Raw genomic sequence first — 20354 nt, 5'->3', positions numbered from 1 at the left:
TGAGCGCCACGCAGCGGCTGACGCACCCCTCGCGCCCGAGCCCACTCAGACAAAGTCCGCCGGCTCGAAGCGCTCGCTGGTGTCCATGCGGATAGCACGCAGGCCCAGCGTCTGCAGATGGGACTCATACAGCCCCAGGGCGCAATAACTGACCAGCAAGCTGCGACGACGCGCACCACTGGCGTTCAGACTGGCCCCATGCACCAGATCGGCATCGAACAGCAGCACGTCCCCCGCATTCCCTGCCAACTGCACCACACGGGATTCATCACTGAAATCAAAGGGCGCCAACCGCTCCCCGGGGCGATGACTGCCGGGCACGATGCGCGTCGCGCCATTGGCCGGCCCATAGTCATCGAGATAGACCAGCGCCGTGACCCGGTCACCGAGGCGCTGCTCCGACAGATCCCGGTGCAATACCTGATGACCGCCCCCTGCCAACGGCTCGCGGCCCTCCACCTGCGCCAGAAAAAAGCCTTCCCCGATCAACTCCCCGGCCACCGCCAACAGCGCCGGCAAGCGACACACCGCCTGCACCCGTGCATCCAGATCCACCAGCGCATGACGCCAATCGTGGCCCCGAGGCACCGGCCATTGTTCAGGCGCAATCACCCCCGCCTCGAAAGCGGCCCGCAGCTCATCCAGCCAGCCGGCGGGCACCGCCTGACGCAGCAATTGGTAACCGTTTTGATGGAGTTGTTCGCGGTCAATCATGAGGGGGCAGATGTCCTTATCCGGGGTGGGGGAGAGCATAACGGCTCGCTAATCCAAGCGACATAACCGGCTACGGTTTAGCGGTTGCCGGACCCTGAGCAGACCGCCTAGTCTGCTGCGGTCGCTGCAAATATCAGCGACCGGGCCTGAGAACCCGATCAGATGCAGGCACATTGTTGATCAGGGAGTTTCAATCATGTCTGCCGGTAATCTGTGTGAAGTTTGCTGCCGTTCCTTTCGCCTTCCTCCGCTCAAAAACCTCTGCTGCCAGACCTTGGCGGGAGGTGCACGATGAGCCATTCAAACTCCATCAAAACCCAAGGTTCTGTCACCTTTGGCCAATGTGCCGATCCTGAACTAACGTTGTTTCGCGTCAATGCGGATGTGCCTTTGCAGCAAGCGTTGGAGCAGGCTTCGACGTTGTTGTACTACGCTAAAAAACTTGCGCTGGATGCGGCTATGGAAGAGCAGGGGGAGCGGTATGCGTGGGCTGCGTACTTTTTGGCGGAGATGGGGAAGGCGGTGATTGATGATCTGGGGTTGGGGGTGGGTGGAAGAGGGGCTGAGGAAGGGGCTCTGAGTTAGGGCGACATCGTGCGAAATAGATAGAGACGCCGCGTATCACTGCTTGATAAGTGGGGTCTCTATTAAAGACGCAGACAGCTACCGTGAGCAGCACTTGCCCCAGAGGAGCTCAAGAGAATCAATATTTTTACTTCGAAGATTCGCCAACCTGTAGGGCCTGTACGGAGAAATGTCATAGGTCTATTGTGTAGATTGAGTATGTAACTCTGCCAGAAATCGAAACATCGAGCGGTGCTGGATTTTTTGAGGGTGTAATGAATTGAGCTCTCGACATCATCCGCCGCTGCTGACCGTCAATGTTATAGATAAAAATATGCCAAGGAGTGGATCAAGTGACAGCAGCAACCACAGTTGTGCGTACAAATCCGCTAGGTGATACAACGGCAGAAAATGACGACAAGATGCTGTCGAATGCCTTCATTGAAACTCCTGATTTTCGAGCATTAGTAGAATCTGATGATCGAACTGTAGTTGTAGGTCGTCGAGGGACGGGGAAAAGCGCGCTTTTCATAAACTTAAAAAAACACTGGGTTAAAGATAAGAAAGTGATAACACTTACCTTCTCTCCAGATGATACTGAAATCATAGGGTTTCGGTCGCTATTGCGCCCTTTTTCTAACTCGTTTGTTCTTTCCAGAGCGGCTACTAAAATGCTCTGGCGCTATGCGATGTCGATGGAGATCGCAAGCAATATCTCTAGGCACTATAAGCTTGCTGATCTTGTCGTTAAAGAACAAAAATTAAAAGCGCATGTGGATCGATGGAATGACTCACAGGCTCCTTTTTTAACAAAGTGCAGGAGAATGGCGAAAGAGTTTTTATCGGTTGAATCGCCCGAGGAGGCAATAGGAGATCTTCCATTTAATCTGGATCTTGGTATTGTCGAGGATCTTGTGTTGAAGATCCTGCATAAGGCTGATCGACGAGTAGTAATATTGATGGACAGACTTGATGAGGGTTATGAGCCAGATGCGATTGGTATCGGTATTATTGCCGGGTTAGCTTACGCTGCCGTGGAGCTAAATCAGAGGTCTCAACTGATTAGGCCTATAATTTTTTTACGGGATAATGTATTTAGGGCTCTTGCAAAGGAAGATCCTGACTACTCGCGAAACTTAGAAGGGCAAGTAATTCGGCTACATTGGGATTGGGCCCTTCTTTTGCAGCTGGCGGCAACGAGAATGAAACTAAGCTTTAAGCTTGACGTTGAAAAGGATCAGCGGGTTTGGGATCGTTGCACTGCAGGAGATTTGCAGGGGCGGGATGGATTCAAAAGATGCCTGCAGTTCACACTGTACCGCCCAAGAGACTTACTTTCTCTGTTGAACGAATCTTTTTTTTGCTCATTTAGGCATGGGCGAGATACGGCGGTACTTGAAGATTTGGAGCACGCTGCAAAGTCTATCTCCGTAGCCAGACTTGAAGACTTATGGAAGGAATACCAAAAAATATTCCCCCCTATTCAGGTAGTTACAAGTGCATTCAAAAATGCGGAGCCTGAGTTGTCTGTAATGGCGGCCTTGGCGAAAATCGATCATGCAGTCGAATCATTAGAGGATGGAGACGAGCAAGCTTCTTTGGCAGAAGCTCGTTTGCTAGGTTCTACCGGACTATTACAGTCGCTTTATAGTATCGGTTTTATAGGGTTGCACGATCAAAATCTTTCCTCTTACTCGTTTTGCCATGATGGCCGAACTCCGGATAAGGGGTTCGAGAACATTGATAGGATTCTTGTGCATCCCTGTTACTGGCTTGGTTTAAATCTCAGTCGAAACGCATTGGCACCAGATGAGGCTGAGGAAATAAATGATGAGTATGATATTAAGGTTGATTCACTAAATCCAAAAATAAGAAATACAAAAATTGGTCAGATTGTTTCGCAGCTCGACAATATTCCCTTGGGGAGAGAGGGGGAGCGTGATTTTGAATTGTGGAGTCTTGAAGCATTAAAAGTAATCTTCGCGGCTCATCTTGTTGGATTGCAACTACATCCAAATGGCGCTGCGGTTCAACGCAGGGATATAATTGGAACTAATCGTGGGAAATCAGATTTTTGGAGTAGGGTTTTACTTGACTATAAAAGCAGGAACGTTGTTTTTGATGCAAAAAACTATCAAGAGCTTGGCGCGGATGAGTATCGCCAATTGCAGTCATACTTGACTGGTTCATATGGGAAATTGGGTTTTATTATAAATAGGGATGAAAGCGAAAACCTTACCTCAGGAAAGGATTTGGATTGGGTCAAAGAGATGCATGGCTCTCATCAGTGTTTAATTGTAAAGCTGCCGGCCAAGTTTATTAGTAGACTTCTTCAAAAACTTAGAAGTCCTGAAAAGCACGATGTCGTAGATCGACAAATGTGGAATCTGCTCACAACCTATGAGACCAATTATCTTGGCCTTAAAAGCACCCGGGCACGAAAAAAATCAACGAATGTCAAACGAGGATAGTAAAGACGGATGTCATAAAGTTGGGCGATTCAGTAGCCTCAAACGAGCAAAGCTCTAATGCGGAGAATATTGTGAATTTTTACAACCATTGCGTGTTTTTAGTAAGTATATCAGCATATTAAGAAAAATAACTTTTTGCTTGAAATGGAAGTAATGAAAGTAAGTCGGGGTAAAAACGATGATTTGTTATTGGGGGTAGGTAAATGTTTTGAAAAGACCTTGAACACCTGGCAACCTCAAAAAGGCTGAGGGGGCGCCATTTTTTGTTTCTCCTGCTCCATTTAATCGCATAGTGGTATGAACGAGTAAACAGATCGATTTGGCTCGGGTGACACCGACAAAGTGAAGATTCAGATCCTGCTCCCAATCAGGGTAAATCTTGTCAGCAAAACTCGCGCCAACCTCCTGGAATGGAAAAATCCACTCTGAAAGATCAAGATGAATTACGATCTCGAATTCCAATCCTTTCGACTTATGAAGCGTCATGCACTGGATTTCATCCGAAGTAATAGGGGTGTACTGCCTAAGCGCGTCCGAGTCATTTATTACTTTTTTTAATGCAGAAAGTTCATGGTCTTTGGGTTCAATGCCAAGAAATAGCTTCGATGCTCCTTGTAAATATTCCTCAAGAAGCAACGAATCTATGTTTCTGGCTTTTCTAATTACCTTGCGAGCGGAGATTAATTTTGTTTTAGATAATTCTGAATGATCAGGGAGCGCCTCTAATACCAAATCAGGTGTTATAGCTGGGTCGAATTTATACTTCAGTAATGCTGACCAAAGAAATCCTGTCTTACTCTGAAGTAAGTCGATAGCGTCGTCAGAAAATATTCTGCAAGGAATGGAAACATGCTCTCTCAAGTAGCCTAAGGTACGGTTATTCCTAACAAGTACCGCGACATCTGATGGCTTGAATGTATTAGATTTTTCTAGTATGGCAGGGATTAATCTGTTAAGCGATATGGCCGCATCGCGCTGTGTCCCTATAAGCTTACATTGCCATACTTGCAGAGAGTCTGTCGGAACTAGCTCAAATTGCGGATTGAAAAGTCTATTTGAGTAGTTCGCTATTGATGGGTGGCAGCGGTGATTGTAAGACACCGTTCGGTGCGTAAATCCCGGATATATCATAAGCTGTTTAAGGAACTCGGGACTACACCTTCTCCACCCATATATAGACTGCTGCAAATCTCCCACAGCCACACCAGTTATGCCTGAGTTTACAATGCTTAAGAAAAGCATATGTTGAGCTTTAGAGGAATCTTGGTATTCGTCAATGTAGATACTAGTGTATTTGGCTTTTATATAATTTTTACAGGCCGTGCAATTTTGATGTACATAGAGCGCGAGTGCCGGAATGGTGGGGAAGAAGACAGTTCCGTTTAGATAAAGTTTTTTTATGACGGTTAAGCTTGTAGTGTCGACTTCATCAATGTCTTTCAGAGAGGTAGTTAAAAGCCTTTCCGCATCTGTCAAATCCGATTCGTATTTAGGGTTCATGCTTTCAGTGCTACCCCCTAAAACCTGATTTAGAAAAGGATAGAGAATTTCGGAAAGGCAGAATGAATCAATTGTCCCAAAGAAGCTTGCCTTGGTATCTGAGTTATCTTTTCGGCACCGCTCCTCTAACTCTCTACTGGCTTTGCGAGTGAATGTTATTGCAGAAACTCCTTGATAGGATTTTAAGTTTTGCAACTCATTCCGAATTTTTTGTGCAATGACCGCGGTTTTCCCACTTCCAGGACATGCTGTAATAACAAGTGAGCCTTGAGGTTTTATTGCTTCTCTCTGTTCTTCTGTGTAGGTAATCATGCTTCATTACTCACTTTTGCAACGCAATAATGTAGTGGTTGTGCTAGCAGCCCTGTCGAGGCAGAAACGAGGGCTGATGAGTATAAGCTGAGAAACTCCCTCATGCGGATTGCTTTTTTCTTTTGAAGGAAAGCTATTGCGGTAGGAAAATCAGACGTCTCGGTGTACGCCAACAGCTGGATTGGAAATTCTTCGCAGAGATCAGTCTCCAAATCAACTTTTGCGAGAAATATGCCGTGTGCGTTGGTGATTTTATTAACCGCTGCCCAAGTGCCGTCGTCACAAATAGTTTTTTGATTAGTCCCAATAGGCCTGTGATCGAGTTTTGGATTGCCTGCTAGAGATAAACACCTATTTATACCGGCAAGCTGCCTAAGCTCAACTTGTTGAACAGTAATTTGAGATATGTCATTGTCCGTGCGTATCGCCCAAGGAATTTCCATGGCATCCAATATTTTTGTATAAACCTTGAACTGAATGCCCTCTACGTTCAGTATTGAAATATTGTAGTAGTCAAGATCTATTTTAATTTGTTTTGCCAGTTCATTATAGAATAGTAACTCTGAGGGGCCTTCAACGAGCAGTACGCACTTTGAGAAAAAAGCCTCTGCTGGCAGAATGCTCATTCTATATCCCAGGTTATCCCATTCCTCACTAATACAATCTGAGCATCCACCACTAGCTGCGTAGCTACCAACTGGCGAGCTTTTTATGTGTGCAATAGCGCTTGGTAAATACCTGGCAGTAATTTGCGGGGAGTGACTTGTAATGATGGTTTGCCCGGGGAGATCCTTGATTAAATAGTCCGCCAATTTTCTTTGTTGATGCGGATGCAGATGCGCTTCTGGCTCCTCAATACAGTAAAAAACAACCTCGCTTTCAGGGTCATATTCTCGCTGGCTTTTTGCTTTCCATAAAGCCATCAGAATTTGATTATTCCTCCCATCTCCTCCTAAAGATATTTTAGATCCAGCCGTGCTAGCGCCTAGCTTTAAATTATCAATAAACTGTTGAGTTTGAATTGCGCCTGAATCTAAGTGTACGGAGTAATTGGTCAGATCGTGTGAAAGTTTTAAAAGCTCTTCATTCACCGCGTTCGTGGCATTGGTTACATAGTGGAGTTTTCCAATTAGCCCGTTTATCGTGTCTAGATTTTTTCCGATGATTTCGAGCTGTGTTTGGTCTGATTTAATTTCGCTTTCAGATCTGAGCTCTTGCGATATCTTCAGAAGGTGTTTTTTTTCAATGTTGACAAATTTTTCTAAGTCTCTGCTAGATTTTACATACTTAAGGTTTAGGTACTTTAGATAAAATCTGCTGTTAATTGTATTGAGGCTTTTCGAGTTCACGCCGAGCTTAATTGTGTAATCTAGTTTTTTTCTGTTTGCTTCGTATCGTAATGTTGATTTTCCATCGCTTGATACGTTTCCTTTAAGGACGGAAAGGACAGCATCCTCTACCACATCCTTGAAGTGAATTTCAATTGAGAGATCGTCGTGTTGAACTCCTGCTTTAGAGACATGAAAGTCTGATTCGGAGGGTTCCAAGTCGCTCTCTGAAAGAGATTTGTCTAGTAACAGCCTGAGCGAGTATATGAGGTTGGTTTTTCCAGAGTCGTTGCCGCCTATCACTAAAGTTTTGCTCTGGAAGTTAACCGTGGCATCAGAGTAGTTTCGAAAACCTTTAATGATGACCTTTTCAATTTCCATACGTTGACTCCTTTCAATGCCGCTTAGGTTCGAATGTCAGACAAGTCGGGCTTCCCTTAGGCGCTGTTTCTATTGACGTCCTAGGTGCGCTAAAGCGCTTTAGAGAATGGCATAAAAAACCATGTAATTTCTATAAGGGCTTGTGCAGTGAAGCAAAGTTTCGGTAAATCTCTAGACGTTCACAGACGAATAATGGATTGTAGGTTTCAGCAGGAGTGCTGTGCTGACTCGATATCAGGTCGCTCAGATCTGCAGAAAAATGGCCTATTAGTTTCGCTGGGTCTCTAGTTACTGGCTGCTTCTGGTCGTAAGCAGACGCTGGTATTGCATACAAATATGTTAACCACGGCTGAAGTGACAACAGAAAAGCAGATATTCTCTGCATCAATCCAAAGGCTGCTTATCCAAACGCTCTGTTTAAGGGACCAGACATGACCGTTGAAATCATCGAGTTCAGAAAATTGCTAGAAGCTGGGCTGCGCTATCTGGAGGGCACCACCACCCTCGCTGAGTTGAACGGTCGAGCAAGGGCAACATTGGAGACCGGACACTTCTGGGGAGCAGCAGCGCCACTAATGGACGTCGCCCGAGACTGGGAACAGATGATTAACCGCGCCTGGAATGAAATGGGCGAGCAACGCGCTCCGCTGACCGAGGCCCAGTTCAGCGAGTGGTTGCGGCAGCAGTTCTACTTCCCAGTCCGTGACAGCTAGTTTTCAGTAAACGAAAGAGCGGTGCATTGCGCTTCCGCTCAGTCGCTCCCTCAAAACGTCGGCGGCGTAATCACCCACAACACCACCGCATCCTCCTCCCCAAGATTCCCATACTTATGCGGTTCCTGGCTGGAAAAGCTAAAGCTATCCCCCTCACTCAACTGAAAATACCGTTCCCCCACCCACAGCCCAAAACGCCCCGACAGCACATACCCGGCTTCCTCGCCCTCATGGCTATAACTCTCCTTGCTGTACGTCCCCAGCAGAAAACGCGAGTGCAGAAACGCCAACTGGCGGAGCGGCTAACGATATTCGCAGCAGGCTATTTGATTGCTCTCTGCCATGGCATATCGCGGTGGCTGCGAACTGCAGTCCAGCCAGGTTGAAGGTCAGCCAAGTCAATGATACTGGGGTCAAGTTCGACTATAGACTTTAAGGATACGAGAAGAGCGTCAGCCATCTCGATGTCTTCGCCTGTTAGAAATGACCATGCTCCGTCTTCGAAGTCTCGGACAACAGCAAGAATAGGTTTATGACCATCAAGAATTGACCGCACAGTGAGGCAGGCAACATTCGGTGGAGCATCAAAAAGCCAGAGCGCAGTGCCTTCCATAGTCGCTATGTATCCTCGTCAAACGTCGTCTTGTGGTAGACGGCTGTCGTTCGGTGGCACCTCGATTCAAGCAGTGCCTTGGTAGATCAATTTCGACCTTATTCATCAGATATTGACTACTCGATCCTAGTCTCTAGTAGAGACAGACCTCCAGTCTGCGAGGTCGAAAGTAGCTTGTCCCCCAACCTTCAAAACGTCGGCGGCGTTATGACCCACAACACCACCGCATCCTCCTCCCCAGGGTTCCCATACTTATGCGGTTCCTGGCTGGAGAAACTAAAGCTATCCCCCTCACTCAACTGAAAATACCGTTCCCCCACCCACAGCTCAAAGCTCCCCGACAGCACATACCCGGCTTCCTCGCCCTCATGGCTGTAACTCTCCTTGCTGTAGGTCCCCGGCGGAAAGCGTGAGTGCAAAAACTCCAGCTGCCGGGTCGGCTGTGGGGTCAGCAGTTGATCGATAATCCCGTTCTCATAATTCACCTGCAGCCGCTGTTTCTTGCGCACGACATAGCCTTGGTCTTCGGGTGCGGTCTGGGTTTCGCTGGCGAAGAACCACTGAATGGTCACGCCCAGGCTGCGGGCGATGTTGAATAGGGCGGGGATGGAGGGGTAGGCGAGGTTGCGTTCCAGTTGGCTGATGTAGCCGGCGGTGAGTTCGCTCTGCTGGGCCAGTTCGCTCAGGGTCAGGCCGCGGCGTTTGCGCAGGCCACGGATGCGGGTGCCAAGGAACTGCGGGCCGCCAGGGGCCTGGTTGTCGCTGCCGGGCTCGGGCGCGGTGCTCACGGGCGGCGTCTTGCTGCTTTGGTTCATGGCGGGCTCCAGGCCTGGAAGGCGGGCGCGTCCGGGCGCCCGTCCTGCAAAAGCCCTGGAGTATAAAGCAGCCTCAAAGCGCCCAGGCGACTTTCAAGCCTTCATGGATGGCTTCTTCCACTGTGCGCGGTGCCAGGCAGTCGCCGATGCGTTGGAAGGGCACCAGGCCTTTGAGTTGTTGGCCGAGGTCGTCCACGGATTGGTGGCCTTGGCACAGCACCAGGCTGTCGACGTTTTCCAGCAGCATGGGTTCGCCGCTGGCGGTGTGTTGCAGGTACACGGTGCTGTCGTCGCAGCCGTAGAGGCGGGCGTAGGGGATGATCGGGATCGCCAGTTTGTGCAGTTCGCCGGCCATCTGGTCGCGCACGTACAGCGGCAGGCTTTCGCCGCAGTGGGTGCCGTTGACCGCCAGTTGCACTTGGTGCCCGGCGCGCACCAGGCGCTCGGCGATGCCGGGGCCGATCCAGTCGCAGCGCCAGTCGGCCACCACGACGCTGCGGCCCAGTTGCACTTCGTCGCGCAGTACTTGCCAGGCGTCCACCACTTGCAGGTCGCCGCCGCGTTCGAAGTTCGGCCAGTAGGGCTGGGCGCCGGTGGCGATGATCACGTGGTCGGGGTTTTCCCGCTCGATCAGGGCGCGGTCGACCCGGGTGTTGCGCACCACTTCGACGCCAGCCAGTTGCATTTCCCGTTGCAGGTTGGTGCTGGCGCCGCCGAATTCGCTGCGCCGGGGCAGCAGTTGCGCCAGTTGGATCTGGCCGCCCAGTTGCGCGCTGGCTTCGTAGAGGGTCACGCGGTGGCCGCGTTGGGCGGCCACCGCAGCGGCTTTCATCCCGGCCGGGCCGCCGCCCACCACCATAATGCGTTTGCCGCGGGCGCTGGGCTTGGGCTGGCCGTAGAGCAGTTCGCGGCCGGTTTCCGGGTGCTGGATGCAGGAGATCGGCAGGCCCTTGTGGAAGTGGCCGATGCACGCTTGGTTGCAGGCGATGCAGGCGCGCACGTCCTCGGCTCGGCCGCTGTCGCTTTTGTTGGGCATTTGCGGGTCGCAGATCAGCGCGCGGGTCATGCCGCAGACGTCGGCCTGGCCCTTGGCGATGATCGCCTCGGCTTCCTGGGGCTGGTTGATGCGCCCGGTGACGAACAGCGGGATCGACAGCTTGGCCTTGAAGGTGCCGGCTTCCCGGGCCAGATAGGCCGCTTCCACCGCCATGGGCGGGACTATGTGCACGGCGCCGCCGAGGGAGGCCGAGGTGCCGGCGACTATGTGCACGTAGTCCAGTTGCCCTTGCAGCAATTGCACGGCGGCCAGGGATTCGTCTTCGGTGAGGCCTTCGGGGTCGCGTTCATCGGCGGAAATGCGCAGGCCGATGATGAACTCGGCATCGGTGCTGGCGCGCATGGCGCCGAGGATTTCCCGGATAAAGCGCAGGCGTTGTTCCAGTTCGCCGTTGTAGCCGTCGGTGCGGCGGTTGACCCGCGGGTTGATGAACTGCGCCGGCAGGTAGCCGTGGCTGGCCACCAGTTCCACGCCGTCCAGCCCGGCCTGATGCAGGCGCCGGGCGGCGTCGGCGTAGCCCTGGATGATCTCGTCGATCATGTCCTGGTCCAGGGCCCGGGGCATGACCCGGAAGCGTTCGTTGGGCACCGCCGAAGGGGAGTAGGCCACCGCCAGCAGGCCGTCGGCGGACTCCATGATTTCCCGCCCCGGGTGGAAGATCTGCGACAGCACCACGGTGCCGTGGGCGTGGCAGGTTTCGGCCAGGCGCCGGTAGCCGTCGATGCAGGCGTCGTCGGTGGCCATCAGCACGTGGCTGGTGTAGCGCGCACTGTCGTGGACCCCAGCCACCTGCAGCACGATCAGGCCCACGCCGCCTTCGGCCCGGGCGCGGTGGTAGGCAATCAGCTGTTCGTTGACCAGGTTGTCGGTGGGCATCGAGGTGTCGTGGCCGCTGGACATGATGCGGTTCTTCAGGCGTTTGCCACGGATCTGCAAAGGTTGGAACAGGTGCGGGAAGGCGCTGGTCATTGCGGTGGCTCCAGGCGGGCCAAGGGCAGGGGGCGTAGCCTTGGCGTTGTTATTGTTGGCCTATCAAAATTTACCGACAGTAAAAAATCAACTTGTTTTTTTACTAAGGCTTGCAGTAGCTTCGATCTGCGCCCGCTCCCGGGGCCAACCTCACAACAATAAAAAAGGGCCGTGCCGGCGCCTGCCGGTGTGGCACCGCGAAGAGGATTCACAGATGAAAGCGCTCACCCGCAAGCACGGTTGTTCTTTCCTGGCCCTGAGCCTGGCCCTGGGTCTGACCCTGGGCCAGGGCACTGCCCAGGCAGCCCCCGACATGGTGGTCGTGGCGTACGGCGGAGCCGGACAAAAAGCCCAGGATGTGGCGTTGTTCCAACCCTTCAGCAAGGCCGATGGCAGCAAGCTGATCCAGAGCGAATACAACGGCGAAATGGCCCGCATCAAGGTCATGGTCGACACCGGCAACGTCGACTGGGACGTGGTGCAGATCGAAGGCCCGGACCTGATGCGCGGTTGCGACGAAGGCATGTACGAACCCCTGGACTGGAAGACTCTGGGCCGTGCCGAGCAGTTGATTCCCGATGCCGCCCAGCCCTGCGGCTCGGCGGTGCTGGTGTGGAGCGTGGCCATTGCCTACGACCGCAACAAGCTGGCCAAGGCCCCGGCGTCCTGGGCGGATTTCTGGGACGTCAAGCAGTTCCCCGGCAAGCGCGGCCTGCGCAAGCGCGCGGTGTACAACCTGGAATTCGCCCTGATGGCCGACGGGGTCAAGGTCGAGGACGTGTACAAGGTCCTGGCCACGCCCGAGGGGGTGGACCGGGCCTTTGCCAAGCTCAGCGAACTCAAGCCCTACATCCAGTGGTGGGAGGCCGGGGCCCAGCCGGGGCAGTGGCTGGCCGCCGGTGATGTGGTGATGACCTCGACCTACAGCGGCCGCATCGCCGTGGCCGCCCAGGCCGGCGCGCCGCTGGCGGTGGTGTGGCCCGGCAGCCTGTACGGCATGGACTACTGGGCGATCATCAAGGGCTCGAAACACGTGGATCAGGCCAAGCGCTTCATCGCGTTTGCCAACACCCCTGAAGCCCAGGTCAACTACGTCAAGCAGATCCCCTATGGCCCCACCAACACCCTGGCCGCAGCCAAGCTCGACCCGGCGCTGGCGCAGTGGGTGCCGACCTCGGAACAGAACCTCAAGGGGGCACTGGCGATGGACGTCGGGTTCTGGGTCGATCATGGCGAAGAGCTGGAAGAGCGCTTCAACGCCTGGGCCAGCAAGTAGTCTCAACGGGCTGGACGTCTACGGATGTCCGGCCCTATTGTTTGCCAGCCCAACAGCCTGGAGGACTCCAATAATGAACAACATCGCTCCCAGCCCCTACGCCCTGACCGAGCGCAGCGTCACTGAACAGCGCCTGCGGGAAGAATTGGCGGCCTGCTACCGCCTGATCGCGCACTTTCGCATGACCGACCTGATCTTCACCCATATCTCGGTGCGCCTGCCCGGGCCCGAGCATCACTTCCTGATCAACCCCTACGGCCTGATGTTCGAGGAAATCACCGCCTCCAACCTAGTGAAGATCGACCTCAATGGCGAGGCGGTGGAGCCGTCGCCGTACCCGGTGAACCCGGCGGGTTTTGTGATTCACAGCGCGATTCACGGCGCCCGGGAAGACGCCCAGTGCGTGCTGCACACCCACACCAAGGCCGGTTGCGCGGTGGCGGCGCTCAAGTGCGGCTTGCTGCCGGTGAACCAGATCTCCATGGAGTTCTATGGCCGCGTGGCCTACCACGACTACGAAGGCGTGGCCCTGGACCTGAGCGAGCAGCAACGGCTGGTGGCCGACCTGGGGGACAAGAGCGTGCTGATGCTGCGCAACCATGGCCTGCTCACCGTGGGCGAAACCGTGAGCCAGGCGTTTTTGCGCATGTACTACCTGGAGAAAGCCTGCGAGATCCAACTGGCGGCCCAGGCGGCGGGGGAGATCGTGCTACCGCCGGACGCGGTCTGTGCCCACACCGAACGCCAGTTCAACGACCCGGGCCGGCCTTTGCAGGAAGGCGAACTCAACGACCCGGACGCCATGCAACTGGCCTGGGCAGCGTTGCTGCGCCTGCTGGAGCGCATCGCCCCCGACTACCGCGCCTGACCCCTGTAGCCGCTGCTGAGCCCTGGCGAAGCTGCGAAAAGGCCCGCAGGGCCTTGCTTGACGATCTGCAGCCGAACCTGTGTCGCCTTGAAGATCGTGGCGTCCCTGCGACGGAATGCCGCCCAGCCCGTTCGCAGCCTACGGCAGCGGTTACAGGACTTGGTGCGGCTTGGCGCGGCCACACAAACGCTGGATAGCCACGGAAGGCCTGTTGTACAGTCGTTCAGTTTCAACTTCCCGCCACTGCCCAAGGAACCCGCCCCATGAGCCAGGAAGCGCGCTTTTCCCGCCTGGAACCCGACCTGCGCAAGGCCGAGCTGATCGAGGCGACGCTGACCTGCCTCAAGCTCCACGGTTTCCAGGGCGCGTCGATCCGCAAGATCTCCGCCGAGGCCGGGGTTTCGGTGGGGCTGATCAGCCATCACTATTCCGGCAAGGACGAGCTGGTGGCCGAGGCCTATCGCGCGATCACCGGGCGGGTCATGAGCCTGCTGCGCGAGGCCATGGAGCAGGCCGAGCCCGACCCCCGGCAGCGGCTGTCGGCGTTCTTTCGCGCCTCGTTCTGCGCCGAACTGCTGGACCCACGGCTGCTGGATGCCTGGCTGGCCTTCTGGGGCGCGGTGAAGACCGCCGAGGCGATCAACCTGGCCCACGAACACTCCTATGGTGAATACCGCAACGAGCTGGCCGGCCTGCTGGGCCAGTTGGCCGGCATTCAGGGCTGGAAAGGCTTCGACGCCGATCTGGCGGCCATCAGCCTCAGCGCCTTGCTCGACGGCCTGTGGCTGGAGTCCGGGCTCAACCCGGGGACCTTCAGCCCGCAGCAGGGCGTGCAGATCTGCGAAGCCTGGGTCGAGGGCCTGCTGGCCAGCGGCGGGCGCGGTTTCGTCAGGCCGACATAGGGCTATTGATCGGTTGTTCAGTAATGGTTAGCGTGCGCAAGGCTTGATCTCCAATAAAAATAATCAGGAAACAGGCGATGACTCCTCGGGTATTGATCGTCGACGACGATCCGCTGATTCGCGAGCTGCTTCAGGCTTATCTCTCTCAGGAAGGCTACGACGTGCATTGCGCCGCCACCGCGGAGCAGGCGGAGAGCTTTCTCGGCCAGCACACGGTGGACCTGCTGATGCTGGATATCCGCCTGCCGGGCAAGGACGGCCTGACCCTGACCCGGGAACTGCGGGTGCGCTCGGAGGTGGGGATCATCCTGATCACCGGGCGCAACGACGACATCGACCGCATCGTCGGCCTGGAATGCGGTGCCGACGACTACGTGATCAAACCCCTCAACCCCCGCGAGCTGGTGTCCCGGGCCAAGAACCTGATCCGTCGGGTGCGCCAGGCCCGCCCGCCCCAGGCCCCGGCCAACAGCCCGAGCCCGGTCAAGCAGTTCGCCGACTGGGCCCTGGACACCGACCGCCGCCGGCTGATCGACCCGCGGGGTGCTGAAACCCTGCTGACCCACGGCGAATACCAATTGCTCAGCGTGTTCCTGCGCAACAGCGGCCACACCCTGAGCCGCGACCAGTTGATGGACCAGATCCGCAACCGCGAATGGGTGCCCAGCGACCGTTCCATCGACGTGCTGGTGGGCCGCCTGCGGCGCAAGCTGCACGACGATCCGGCCGAGCCGGAGCTGATCATCACCATCCACGGCGCCGGTTACCTGTTCACCGCCAGCGTGGCGGCCTGAATTGCTGCGTCGCGCGCTGGTGCTGTACCTGGGCCTGTGCCTGATCCCGCTGGCCGGCGCGACCTGGGCCGAGCCCCAGCCCGTGCTGCGTTATTGCGACTACCCGGTGTACCCGCCGATTTCCTGGAGCGACGGCAGCCAGGTGCGCGGCCTGGCACCGACGGTGGTGCGCCAGGTGCTGGGGGACCTGGGCTATCAGGTGCAGGTGGTGGTGCTGGGCAACTGGAAGCGCTGCCTGCTGGACGCCGCGGCCGGCCGGGTGGATGTGGTGCTGGCCTACAGCACCGGCCAGCGCCAGCAGGACCTGTTGTTTTCCCGGGTGCCGGTGCTGCGTGAGGAGGTGGCGCTGTTCGTCAACCGCCGCAACCTGCCGAGTTTTACCCACTTGCAGGACCTGACCGCCTACCGCGGCGGCCTGCTGTTCGGCGAGAGCTACGGCCAGGATTTCGACCGCGAAGTGGTGCAGCACGGCAATATCGAATGGGTCTCCAGCAGCCAACAGAATTTCGGCAAGCTGATCCGCCAGCGCATCGATTTCATCCCCTATGAACGCCGCACCGGGCAGCTGTTCATCGAGCAATTGCCGGGGGCCCAGGACATCATCGCCTTGCCCCAGGCGGTGAGCGTCGACTACCTGCGCCTGGCGGTGTCGCGCCATTCGCCCCTGGCGGCGCGCATGGCCGAGATCGACGCCCAGTTGCAGCGCCAGGTGGACAGCGGGGCGATCCAGCGCTGGCTGGCGCAGAGCCAGGACGACTACCGCGCCATGCTCAAGGCCCAGGTGGAGGGCCGGCCATGATTGCGCTGCGGCCCAGCGGCCTGTTGCGCCGCCTGTTGCTGTTTATCCTGCTGTTCAGCCTGTGCTTCACCGTGCTCGCCAGCAGCGTGCAGCTGTACTTCGAATACCGCCGGGAAATGCGCGACATCGACAGCCGCATGGAGCTGATCCGCGCCGGTTACCTGGGCAGCCTGGAACGCAACCTGTGGGACCTCAACCAGGAGCAGCTGACCGTGCAGTTGCAGGGGCTGGTGGACTTTTCCGATGTGGCCCGGGTGCACCTGATCAGCAACGACTTCGACTTGCAGCAGGGCAGCGCCGAGCTGATCGGGCCGCTGCGGGTCGAGCGTTTCCCCCTGAGCTACCAGCCGCCGTCCGGGCCGCTGCGCCAGCTCGGCGAGTTGCAGGTCAGCACCGACCTGGGGGCGGTGTACCGGCGCTTGTACGCCACCGGGCTGGCCAGCCTGTTGTGGATGAGCGTGTTTCTCTGCGGGTTGGCGGTGGCCTTGTCCGGGCTGTTCTACCGCCTGGTGACCCGGCACCTGCAAGTGATGGCCGATTTCGCCCGGCGCGTGGCGGCCGGCGAGCTGCACGAGCCCTTGCATCTGGACAAGCGCCAGCGCCCCGGCGGCGACGAGATCGACACCGTGGCCCGGGCCCTGGACGACATGCGCCGGGCGGTGCTCGATGATGTGCAGCGCCGCGAAGCCGACCGCCTGGCCCTGCAGGACAAGCGCGATGAATTGCAGAAAATGGTCCAGCGCCGCACCGCCAGCCTGATGCACGCCAAGGACGAGGCCGAAGCCGCGAACCTCGCCAAGTCGCGCTTTCTGGCGACCATGAGCCATGAACTGCGCACCCCCTTGAATGGCATCCTCGGCATGGCCGAACTGCTGCGTTCGGCGCCCCTGGGCAGCCAGGATCGCCAGCGCTTGCAGGCCCTGCACAAGGCCGGCGAAGGCTTGCTCGGCATTCTCAACGAAGTGCTGTCCTTCGCCCGCCTGGAAGAAGGCCACAGCCGCCCCGACGTCCGGAATTTCTCCCTGCGCCAATTGCTGGAGGAGGTCACCACCCTCCTGGAGCCCCGGGCCCGGGCCAATGGCAACCGCCTGGAATGGCGGCTGGACCCGCAACTGGCGCCGTGGCAACAGGGCGCCGAACAGTACCTGCGCCAGGTGCTGAGCAACCTGCTGGCCAACGCCATTCGCTTTACCGAGGGCGGCTGGGTGCAGGTCGAGGTGCAGGTGCTGGACAACGCCGCGGATAGCCAGCGCCTGCGTTTCAGCGTGCGCGACAACGGCATCGGCATTGCCGCCTCGATGCGCGAGAAGATCTTCGAACGGTTCGTCCAGGCCAGCGACGAGGTGACCCGGCGCTACGGCGGCACCGGCCTGGGCCTGGCGATCTGCAAGCACCTGATCGAGCAACTGGGCGGCCGCCTGGGGGTGGACAGCGAGCTGGGGCAGGGCAGTTGCTTCTGGTTCGAGCTGCCCCTGGCGATCGGCCAGGAACCCTTGCCGGCACAGGTCGAAGGGCCGGCGCAGGGCCTGAACATTCTGGTGGTGGAGGACGTGGCCCTCAATCGCCAGGTGGCCAGCGGCCTGCTGGAGCGCGACGGCCATCGGGTGTGGCTGGCGCAAGACGGCGAGACGGCCCTGGCCCTGTGCGGGCAGCAAGCCTTCGACCTGTTGCTGCTGGATGTGCACCTGCCCGGCATCAGCGGGGTCGAGCTGTGCCGGCAAATCCGCCGCCACCCCGGGCCCAACCGTGAGGCGCGGATCTTCGCCCTGACCGCCAGTGTCCAGCCGGCCCTGGTCAGCGGCTACCTGGAGGCCGGCATGCAAGGCATTCTCGGCAAGCCGTTGCAACTCGACAGCCTGCGTCAGGTACTGGCCGGGCAGGGCGGTACGCCGCCTGCGCGCCCGCATGGGCTGGTGGACCAGGGGCTGCTGGACACCCATGGCACCTTGCTCGGGCAGCAGAAGGTGCAGGACCTGCTCAAGGTCCTGGCCCAGGCCCTGGACCAGCAGCAACCGCTGCTGGCCGAAGCCCTGGCCGCCGGGGACTGCATGCAGGTCCTGCATCTGGCCCATCGCCTGGCCGGCAGTACCGACTCGTTGGGCTTCTGCGCCCTGGCCGGGGTCCTGCGGGAAGTGGAAACCGCGGCGCAGCAGGTCGACCATCCGGCGCTGGCCGCTCTGGCGCTGCGCCTGGAGCCCTGCTGGCAGCAGTCGCGGCGCTTGCTGGAGCAGTTGCTGGCGGCCTGACGTACAAAATCCTTACGACTTTTTACATCTTCGATCTTTTGCTTCAACCCGAACTTACATGACTTTCCAATAATCGCCCAAGCCGCGCCCGCCGCGGCCTTCGAAGCTTATTGGAGATAATAATAATGAACGGCCTGCAAGCTGCTTGTACCCCGCGCCCCGTCCCATCACCCCGCGCCCTGCGCCTCACCGACTGCTGAGGTGCACCATGACGACCAGTACTGAACGCAAAGGCATCCAACTGACGCGCTCGCTGAAGAGCCGGCACATTTTCATGCTGTCCCTGGGCGGTGTGATTGGCACCGGGCTGTTCATGGGCTCCGGGGTCACCATCAACCAGGGCGGGCCCTGGGGGGCGATCCTCTCCTACCTGGTGGCCGGCTTCCTGATGTACCTGGTAATGGTCTGCCTGGGCGAGCTGTCGGTGCAGATGCCGGTGTCCGGCTCGTTCCAGGCCCACGCCACCAAGTACATCGGCCCGGCCACCGGCTTCATGATCGGCTGGGTCTACTGGATGAGCTGGGCCACCACCGTGGGCCTGGAATTCACCGCCGCCGGCATGCTGATGCAGCGCTGGTTCCCCGGGGTGCCGATCTGGTACTGGTCGGCGCTGTTCGTGGCCTTGCTGTTCGGCATCAACGCCCTGGCCACCCGGGCCTTTGGCGAGGCCGAATACTGGTTCGCCGGGGTCAAGGTGCTGGCGATCCTGAGCTTTATCGTGGTGGGCGCGCTGGTGATCTTCGGCGTCATCGACCTGCCCAGCGGCGCCCCGGCGCCGATGTTCGACAACCTCAAGGGCGACTCCCTGTTCCCCAACGGCCTGCCGGCGGTGTTCGCGGTGATGATGACCGTGGTCTACGCCTTCCAGGGCTGCGAGATCATGGGCGTGGCCGCCGGTGAAACCGACCAGCCGGAAAAAAGCATTCCGCGTGCCGTGCGCAACGTGGTGTTCCGCGTGCTGATCTTCTACGTCCTGGCGGTGATGGTGCTGGCCGCGATCATTCCCTGGCAGCAAGCCGGGCTGGTGGAAAGCCCCTTCGTCCAGGTGTTCGACATGGTGGGCATTCCCTACGCCGCCGACCTGATGAACTTCGTGATCCTCACGGCGATCCTCTCGGTGGGCAACTCCGGGCTGTATGCCTCCACGCGCATCCTCTGGGCCATGTCTAAATCCGGCATGGCGCCCAAGGTCCTGTCGCCCCTGAGCAAACAAGGCGTCCCCCTGCGCGCCCTGTTCATCACCCTGTGTTTTGCCCTGATCTCGCTGATGACCAGCTTCATCGCCGCCGACACCCTGTTCATGGTGCTGATGGCGGTGAGCGGCATGGCCGGCACCGTGACCTGGATCGTCATTGCCCTGGCCCAGTACCGCTTCCGCCGCCAGTTCCTGCGCGAAGGCGGGCAACTGGAGCAGCTCAAGTACCGCGCGCCCTGGTTCCCCCTGGTGCCGCTGCTGTGCATCGTCCTGTGCAGTTCGCTGTTCGTGTTCCTGGCCCTGGATGAAACCCAGCGTCCGTCGCTGTACTGGGGCTCGGGCTTTATCGCCCTGTGCTACGGCGCCTACTACCTGATGCAGCGCAAACGCCAATTGCAACCTGCAGCCGCCCTGTAGGAGCCGGCAGGCACACCGCGCAGGCTCCCGTAGGAGCCGGCTTGCCGGCGAAGAGGCCCTTAAAGCCTTGCATCGCCTGGGCGGACGCCTTCGCTGGCAAGCCAGCTCCTACAGCCGGCAGGCACATCCCACGGCCTCACCCCGTAGGAGCCGGCTTGCCGGCGAAGAGGCCCGCAAGCCTTGCATCGCCTGGGCGGAAGCCTTCGCTGGCAAGCCAGCTCCTACAGCAGGCAGGCACATCCCACAGACTCACCCCGTAGGAGCCGGCTTGCCGGCGAAGAGGCCGTTGAGCCTTGCATTGCCTGGGCGGACGCCTTCGCTGGCAAGCCAGCTCCTACAGCCTGCAGGCACATCCCACAGCCTCACCCCGTAGGAGCCGGCTTGCCGGCGAAGAGGCCCGCAAGCCTTGCATCGCCTGGG

General features: G+C 57.6%; 15 protein-coding genes and 1 pseudogene. 10 read left to right on the top strand and 6 right to left on the bottom strand.

Features of this window, described 5'->3' with window-relative positions:
• Positions 1-45: 45 nt before the first annotated feature.
• Positions 46-714 carry a phytanoyl-CoA dioxygenase family protein gene (locus KCG88_RS07015; RefSeq protein ID WP_210712097.1) on the bottom strand — a complete coding sequence of 223 codons (669 nt, stop codon included), beginning with the start codon at positions 712-714 and terminating at the stop codon, positions 46-48.
• A 291-nt stretch (positions 715-1005) separates the two neighbouring features.
• Here KCG88_RS07015 and KCG88_RS07010 point away from each other — a divergent pair, with 291 nt between their 5' ends.
• Both KCG88_RS07010 and KCG88_RS07005 read left to right on the top strand, forming a co-directional pair.
• The gene (locus tag KCG88_RS07010) at positions 1006-1299 is read left to right on the top strand and encodes a DUF3077 domain-containing protein (protein WP_210712096.1); all 294 of its coding nucleotides are present in this window, start codon (positions 1006-1008) and stop codon (positions 1297-1299) included.
• Positions 1300-1631: 332 nt separating this feature from the next.
• A complete protein-coding gene (locus KCG88_RS07005) occupies positions 1632-3749 on the top strand; it encodes an ATP-binding protein (RefSeq protein ID WP_348984527.1) in 2118 nt (705 codons plus the stop codon).
• 186 nt (positions 3750-3935) lie between these two features.
• Here the strand turns inward: KCG88_RS07005 and KCG88_RS07000 are convergent, their stop codons facing one another.
• Together KCG88_RS07000 and KCG88_RS06995 are read right to left on the bottom strand one after the other, a co-directional pair.
• Positions 3936-5561 (bottom strand): ATP-dependent helicase, encoded by a 1626-nt coding sequence (locus tag KCG88_RS07000; RefSeq protein ID WP_210712095.1) that lies wholly within the window; start codon positions 5559-5561, stop codon positions 3936-3938.
• Positions 5558-7270 (bottom strand): AAA family ATPase, encoded by a 1713-nt coding sequence (locus tag KCG88_RS06995; protein ID WP_210712094.1) that lies wholly within the window; start codon positions 7268-7270, stop codon positions 5558-5560. The genes KCG88_RS07000 and KCG88_RS06995 overlap by 4 nt, the downstream gene beginning before the upstream one ends.
• Positions 7271-7701: 431 nt before the next feature.
• Here KCG88_RS06995 and KCG88_RS06990 point away from each other — a divergent pair, with 431 nt between their 5' ends.
• The gene (locus KCG88_RS06990; protein WP_210712143.1) at positions 7702-7983 is read left to right on the top strand and encodes a hypothetical protein; all 282 of its coding nucleotides are present in this window, start codon (positions 7702-7704) and stop codon (positions 7981-7983) included.
• Between the two features lie 50 nt (positions 7984-8033).
• Here the strand turns inward: KCG88_RS06990 and KCG88_RS06985 are convergent.
• The 3 genes and pseudogenes from KCG88_RS06985 to KCG88_RS06975 form a co-directional block, all read right to left on the bottom strand.
• Positions 8034-8285 (bottom strand): annotated as a pseudogene (locus tag KCG88_RS06985) (cupin domain-containing protein); the annotation flags it as partial.
• 499 nt (positions 8286-8784) lie between these two features.
• Positions 8785-9411: a cupin domain-containing protein gene (locus KCG88_RS06980; RefSeq protein ID WP_246882565.1), complete on the bottom strand. Its 627-nt coding sequence runs from the start codon at positions 9409-9411 to the stop codon at positions 8785-8787.
• 73 nt (positions 9412-9484) lie between these two features.
• Positions 9485-11437 (bottom strand): FAD-dependent oxidoreductase, encoded by a 1953-nt coding sequence (locus KCG88_RS06975; protein ID WP_210712093.1) that lies wholly within the window; start codon positions 11435-11437, stop codon positions 9485-9487.
• A gap of 214 nt (positions 11438-11651) precedes the next feature.
• On the opposite strand from KCG88_RS06975, the gene KCG88_RS06970 reads away from it, so the two are divergent.
• The 7 genes from KCG88_RS06970 to KCG88_RS06940 all read left to right on the top strand — a co-directional run bounded on the left by KCG88_RS06970 (position 11652) and on the right by KCG88_RS06940 (position 19934).
• Positions 11652-12713 (top strand): ABC transporter substrate-binding protein, encoded by a 1062-nt coding sequence (locus tag KCG88_RS06970; RefSeq protein ID WP_210712092.1) that lies wholly within the window; start codon positions 11652-11654, stop codon positions 12711-12713.
• Between the two features lie 73 nt (positions 12714-12786).
• Positions 12787-13581: a class II aldolase/adducin family protein gene (locus KCG88_RS06965; RefSeq protein ID WP_210712091.1), complete on the top strand. Its 795-nt coding sequence runs from the start codon at positions 12787-12789 to the stop codon at positions 13579-13581.
• Between the two features lie 263 nt (positions 13582-13844).
• Complete coding sequence (locus KCG88_RS06960; protein WP_210712090.1) at positions 13845-14483, top strand: TetR family transcriptional regulator C-terminal domain-containing protein; 639 nt, start codon at positions 13845-13847, stop codon at positions 14481-14483.
• A gap of 77 nt (positions 14484-14560) precedes the next feature.
• Positions 14561-15277 (top strand): response regulator, encoded by a 717-nt coding sequence (locus KCG88_RS06955; protein ID WP_047286252.1) that lies wholly within the window; start codon positions 14561-14563, stop codon positions 15275-15277.
• A 28-nt stretch (positions 15278-15305) separates the two neighbouring features.
• The gene (locus tag KCG88_RS06950; RefSeq protein WP_246882621.1) at positions 15306-16076 is read left to right on the top strand and encodes a transporter substrate-binding domain-containing protein; all 771 of its coding nucleotides are present in this window, start codon (positions 15306-15308) and stop codon (positions 16074-16076) included.
• Positions 16073-18322 (top strand): ATP-binding protein, encoded by a 2250-nt coding sequence (locus tag KCG88_RS06945; protein WP_210712088.1) that lies wholly within the window; start codon positions 16073-16075, stop codon positions 18320-18322. The genes KCG88_RS06950 and KCG88_RS06945 overlap by 4 nt, the downstream gene beginning before the upstream one ends.
• Before the next feature lie 208 nt (positions 18323-18530).
• A complete protein-coding gene (locus KCG88_RS06940; RefSeq protein ID WP_047286255.1) occupies positions 18531-19934 on the top strand; it encodes an amino acid permease in 1404 nt (467 codons plus the stop codon).
• The last annotated feature ends 420 nt before the right edge of the window (positions 19935-20354 follow it).

Origin of the sequence: Pseudomonas sp. MWU349 (assembly GCF_017947325.1) — a bacterium.
GTDB classification, from domain to species: domain Bacteria; phylum Pseudomonadota; class Gammaproteobacteria; order Pseudomonadales; family Pseudomonadaceae; genus Aquipseudomonas; species Aquipseudomonas protegens.
Note: the sequence above shows the minus strand (reverse complement) of the source record. Positions and strands in the feature narration are given on the sequence as shown.

Coding starts and splice junctions, on each gene's coding strand:
- KCG88_RS07015 (WP_210712097.1), bottom strand. CDS start 714: ATGATTGACCGCGAACAACTCCATCAAAACGGTTACCAATTGCTGCGT.
- KCG88_RS07010 (WP_210712096.1), top strand. CDS start 1,006: ATGAGCCATTCAAACTCCATCAAAACCCAAGGTTCTGTCACCTTTGGC.
- KCG88_RS07000 (WP_210712095.1), bottom strand. CDS start 5,561: ATGATTACCTACACAGAAGAACAGAGAGAAGCAATAAAACCTCAAGGC.
- KCG88_RS06995 (WP_210712094.1), bottom strand. CDS start 7,270: ATGGAAATTGAAAAGGTCATCATTAAAGGTTTTCGAAACTACTCTGAT.
- KCG88_RS06990 (WP_210712143.1), top strand. CDS start 7,702: ATGACCGTTGAAATCATCGAGTTCAGAAAATTGCTAGAAGCTGGGCTG.
- KCG88_RS06980 (WP_246882565.1), bottom strand. CDS start 9,411: ATGAACCAAAGCAGCAAGACGCCGCCCGTGAGCACCGCGCCCGAGCCC.
- KCG88_RS06975 (WP_210712093.1), bottom strand. CDS start 11,437: ATGACCAGCGCCTTCCCGCACCTGTTCCAACCTTTGCAGATCCGTGGC.
- KCG88_RS06970 (WP_210712092.1), top strand. CDS start 11,652: ATGAAAGCGCTCACCCGCAAGCACGGTTGTTCTTTCCTGGCCCTGAGC.
- KCG88_RS06965 (WP_210712091.1), top strand. CDS start 12,787: ATGAACAACATCGCTCCCAGCCCCTACGCCCTGACCGAGCGCAGCGTC.
- KCG88_RS06960 (WP_210712090.1), top strand. CDS start 13,845: ATGAGCCAGGAAGCGCGCTTTTCCCGCCTGGAACCCGACCTGCGCAAG.
- KCG88_RS06955 (WP_047286252.1), top strand. CDS start 14,561: ATGACTCCTCGGGTATTGATCGTCGACGACGATCCGCTGATTCGCGAG.
- KCG88_RS06945 (WP_210712088.1), top strand. CDS start 16,073: ATGATTGCGCTGCGGCCCAGCGGCCTGTTGCGCCGCCTGTTGCTGTTT.
- KCG88_RS06940 (WP_047286255.1), top strand. CDS start 18,531: ATGACGACCAGTACTGAACGCAAAGGCATCCAACTGACGCGCTCGCTG.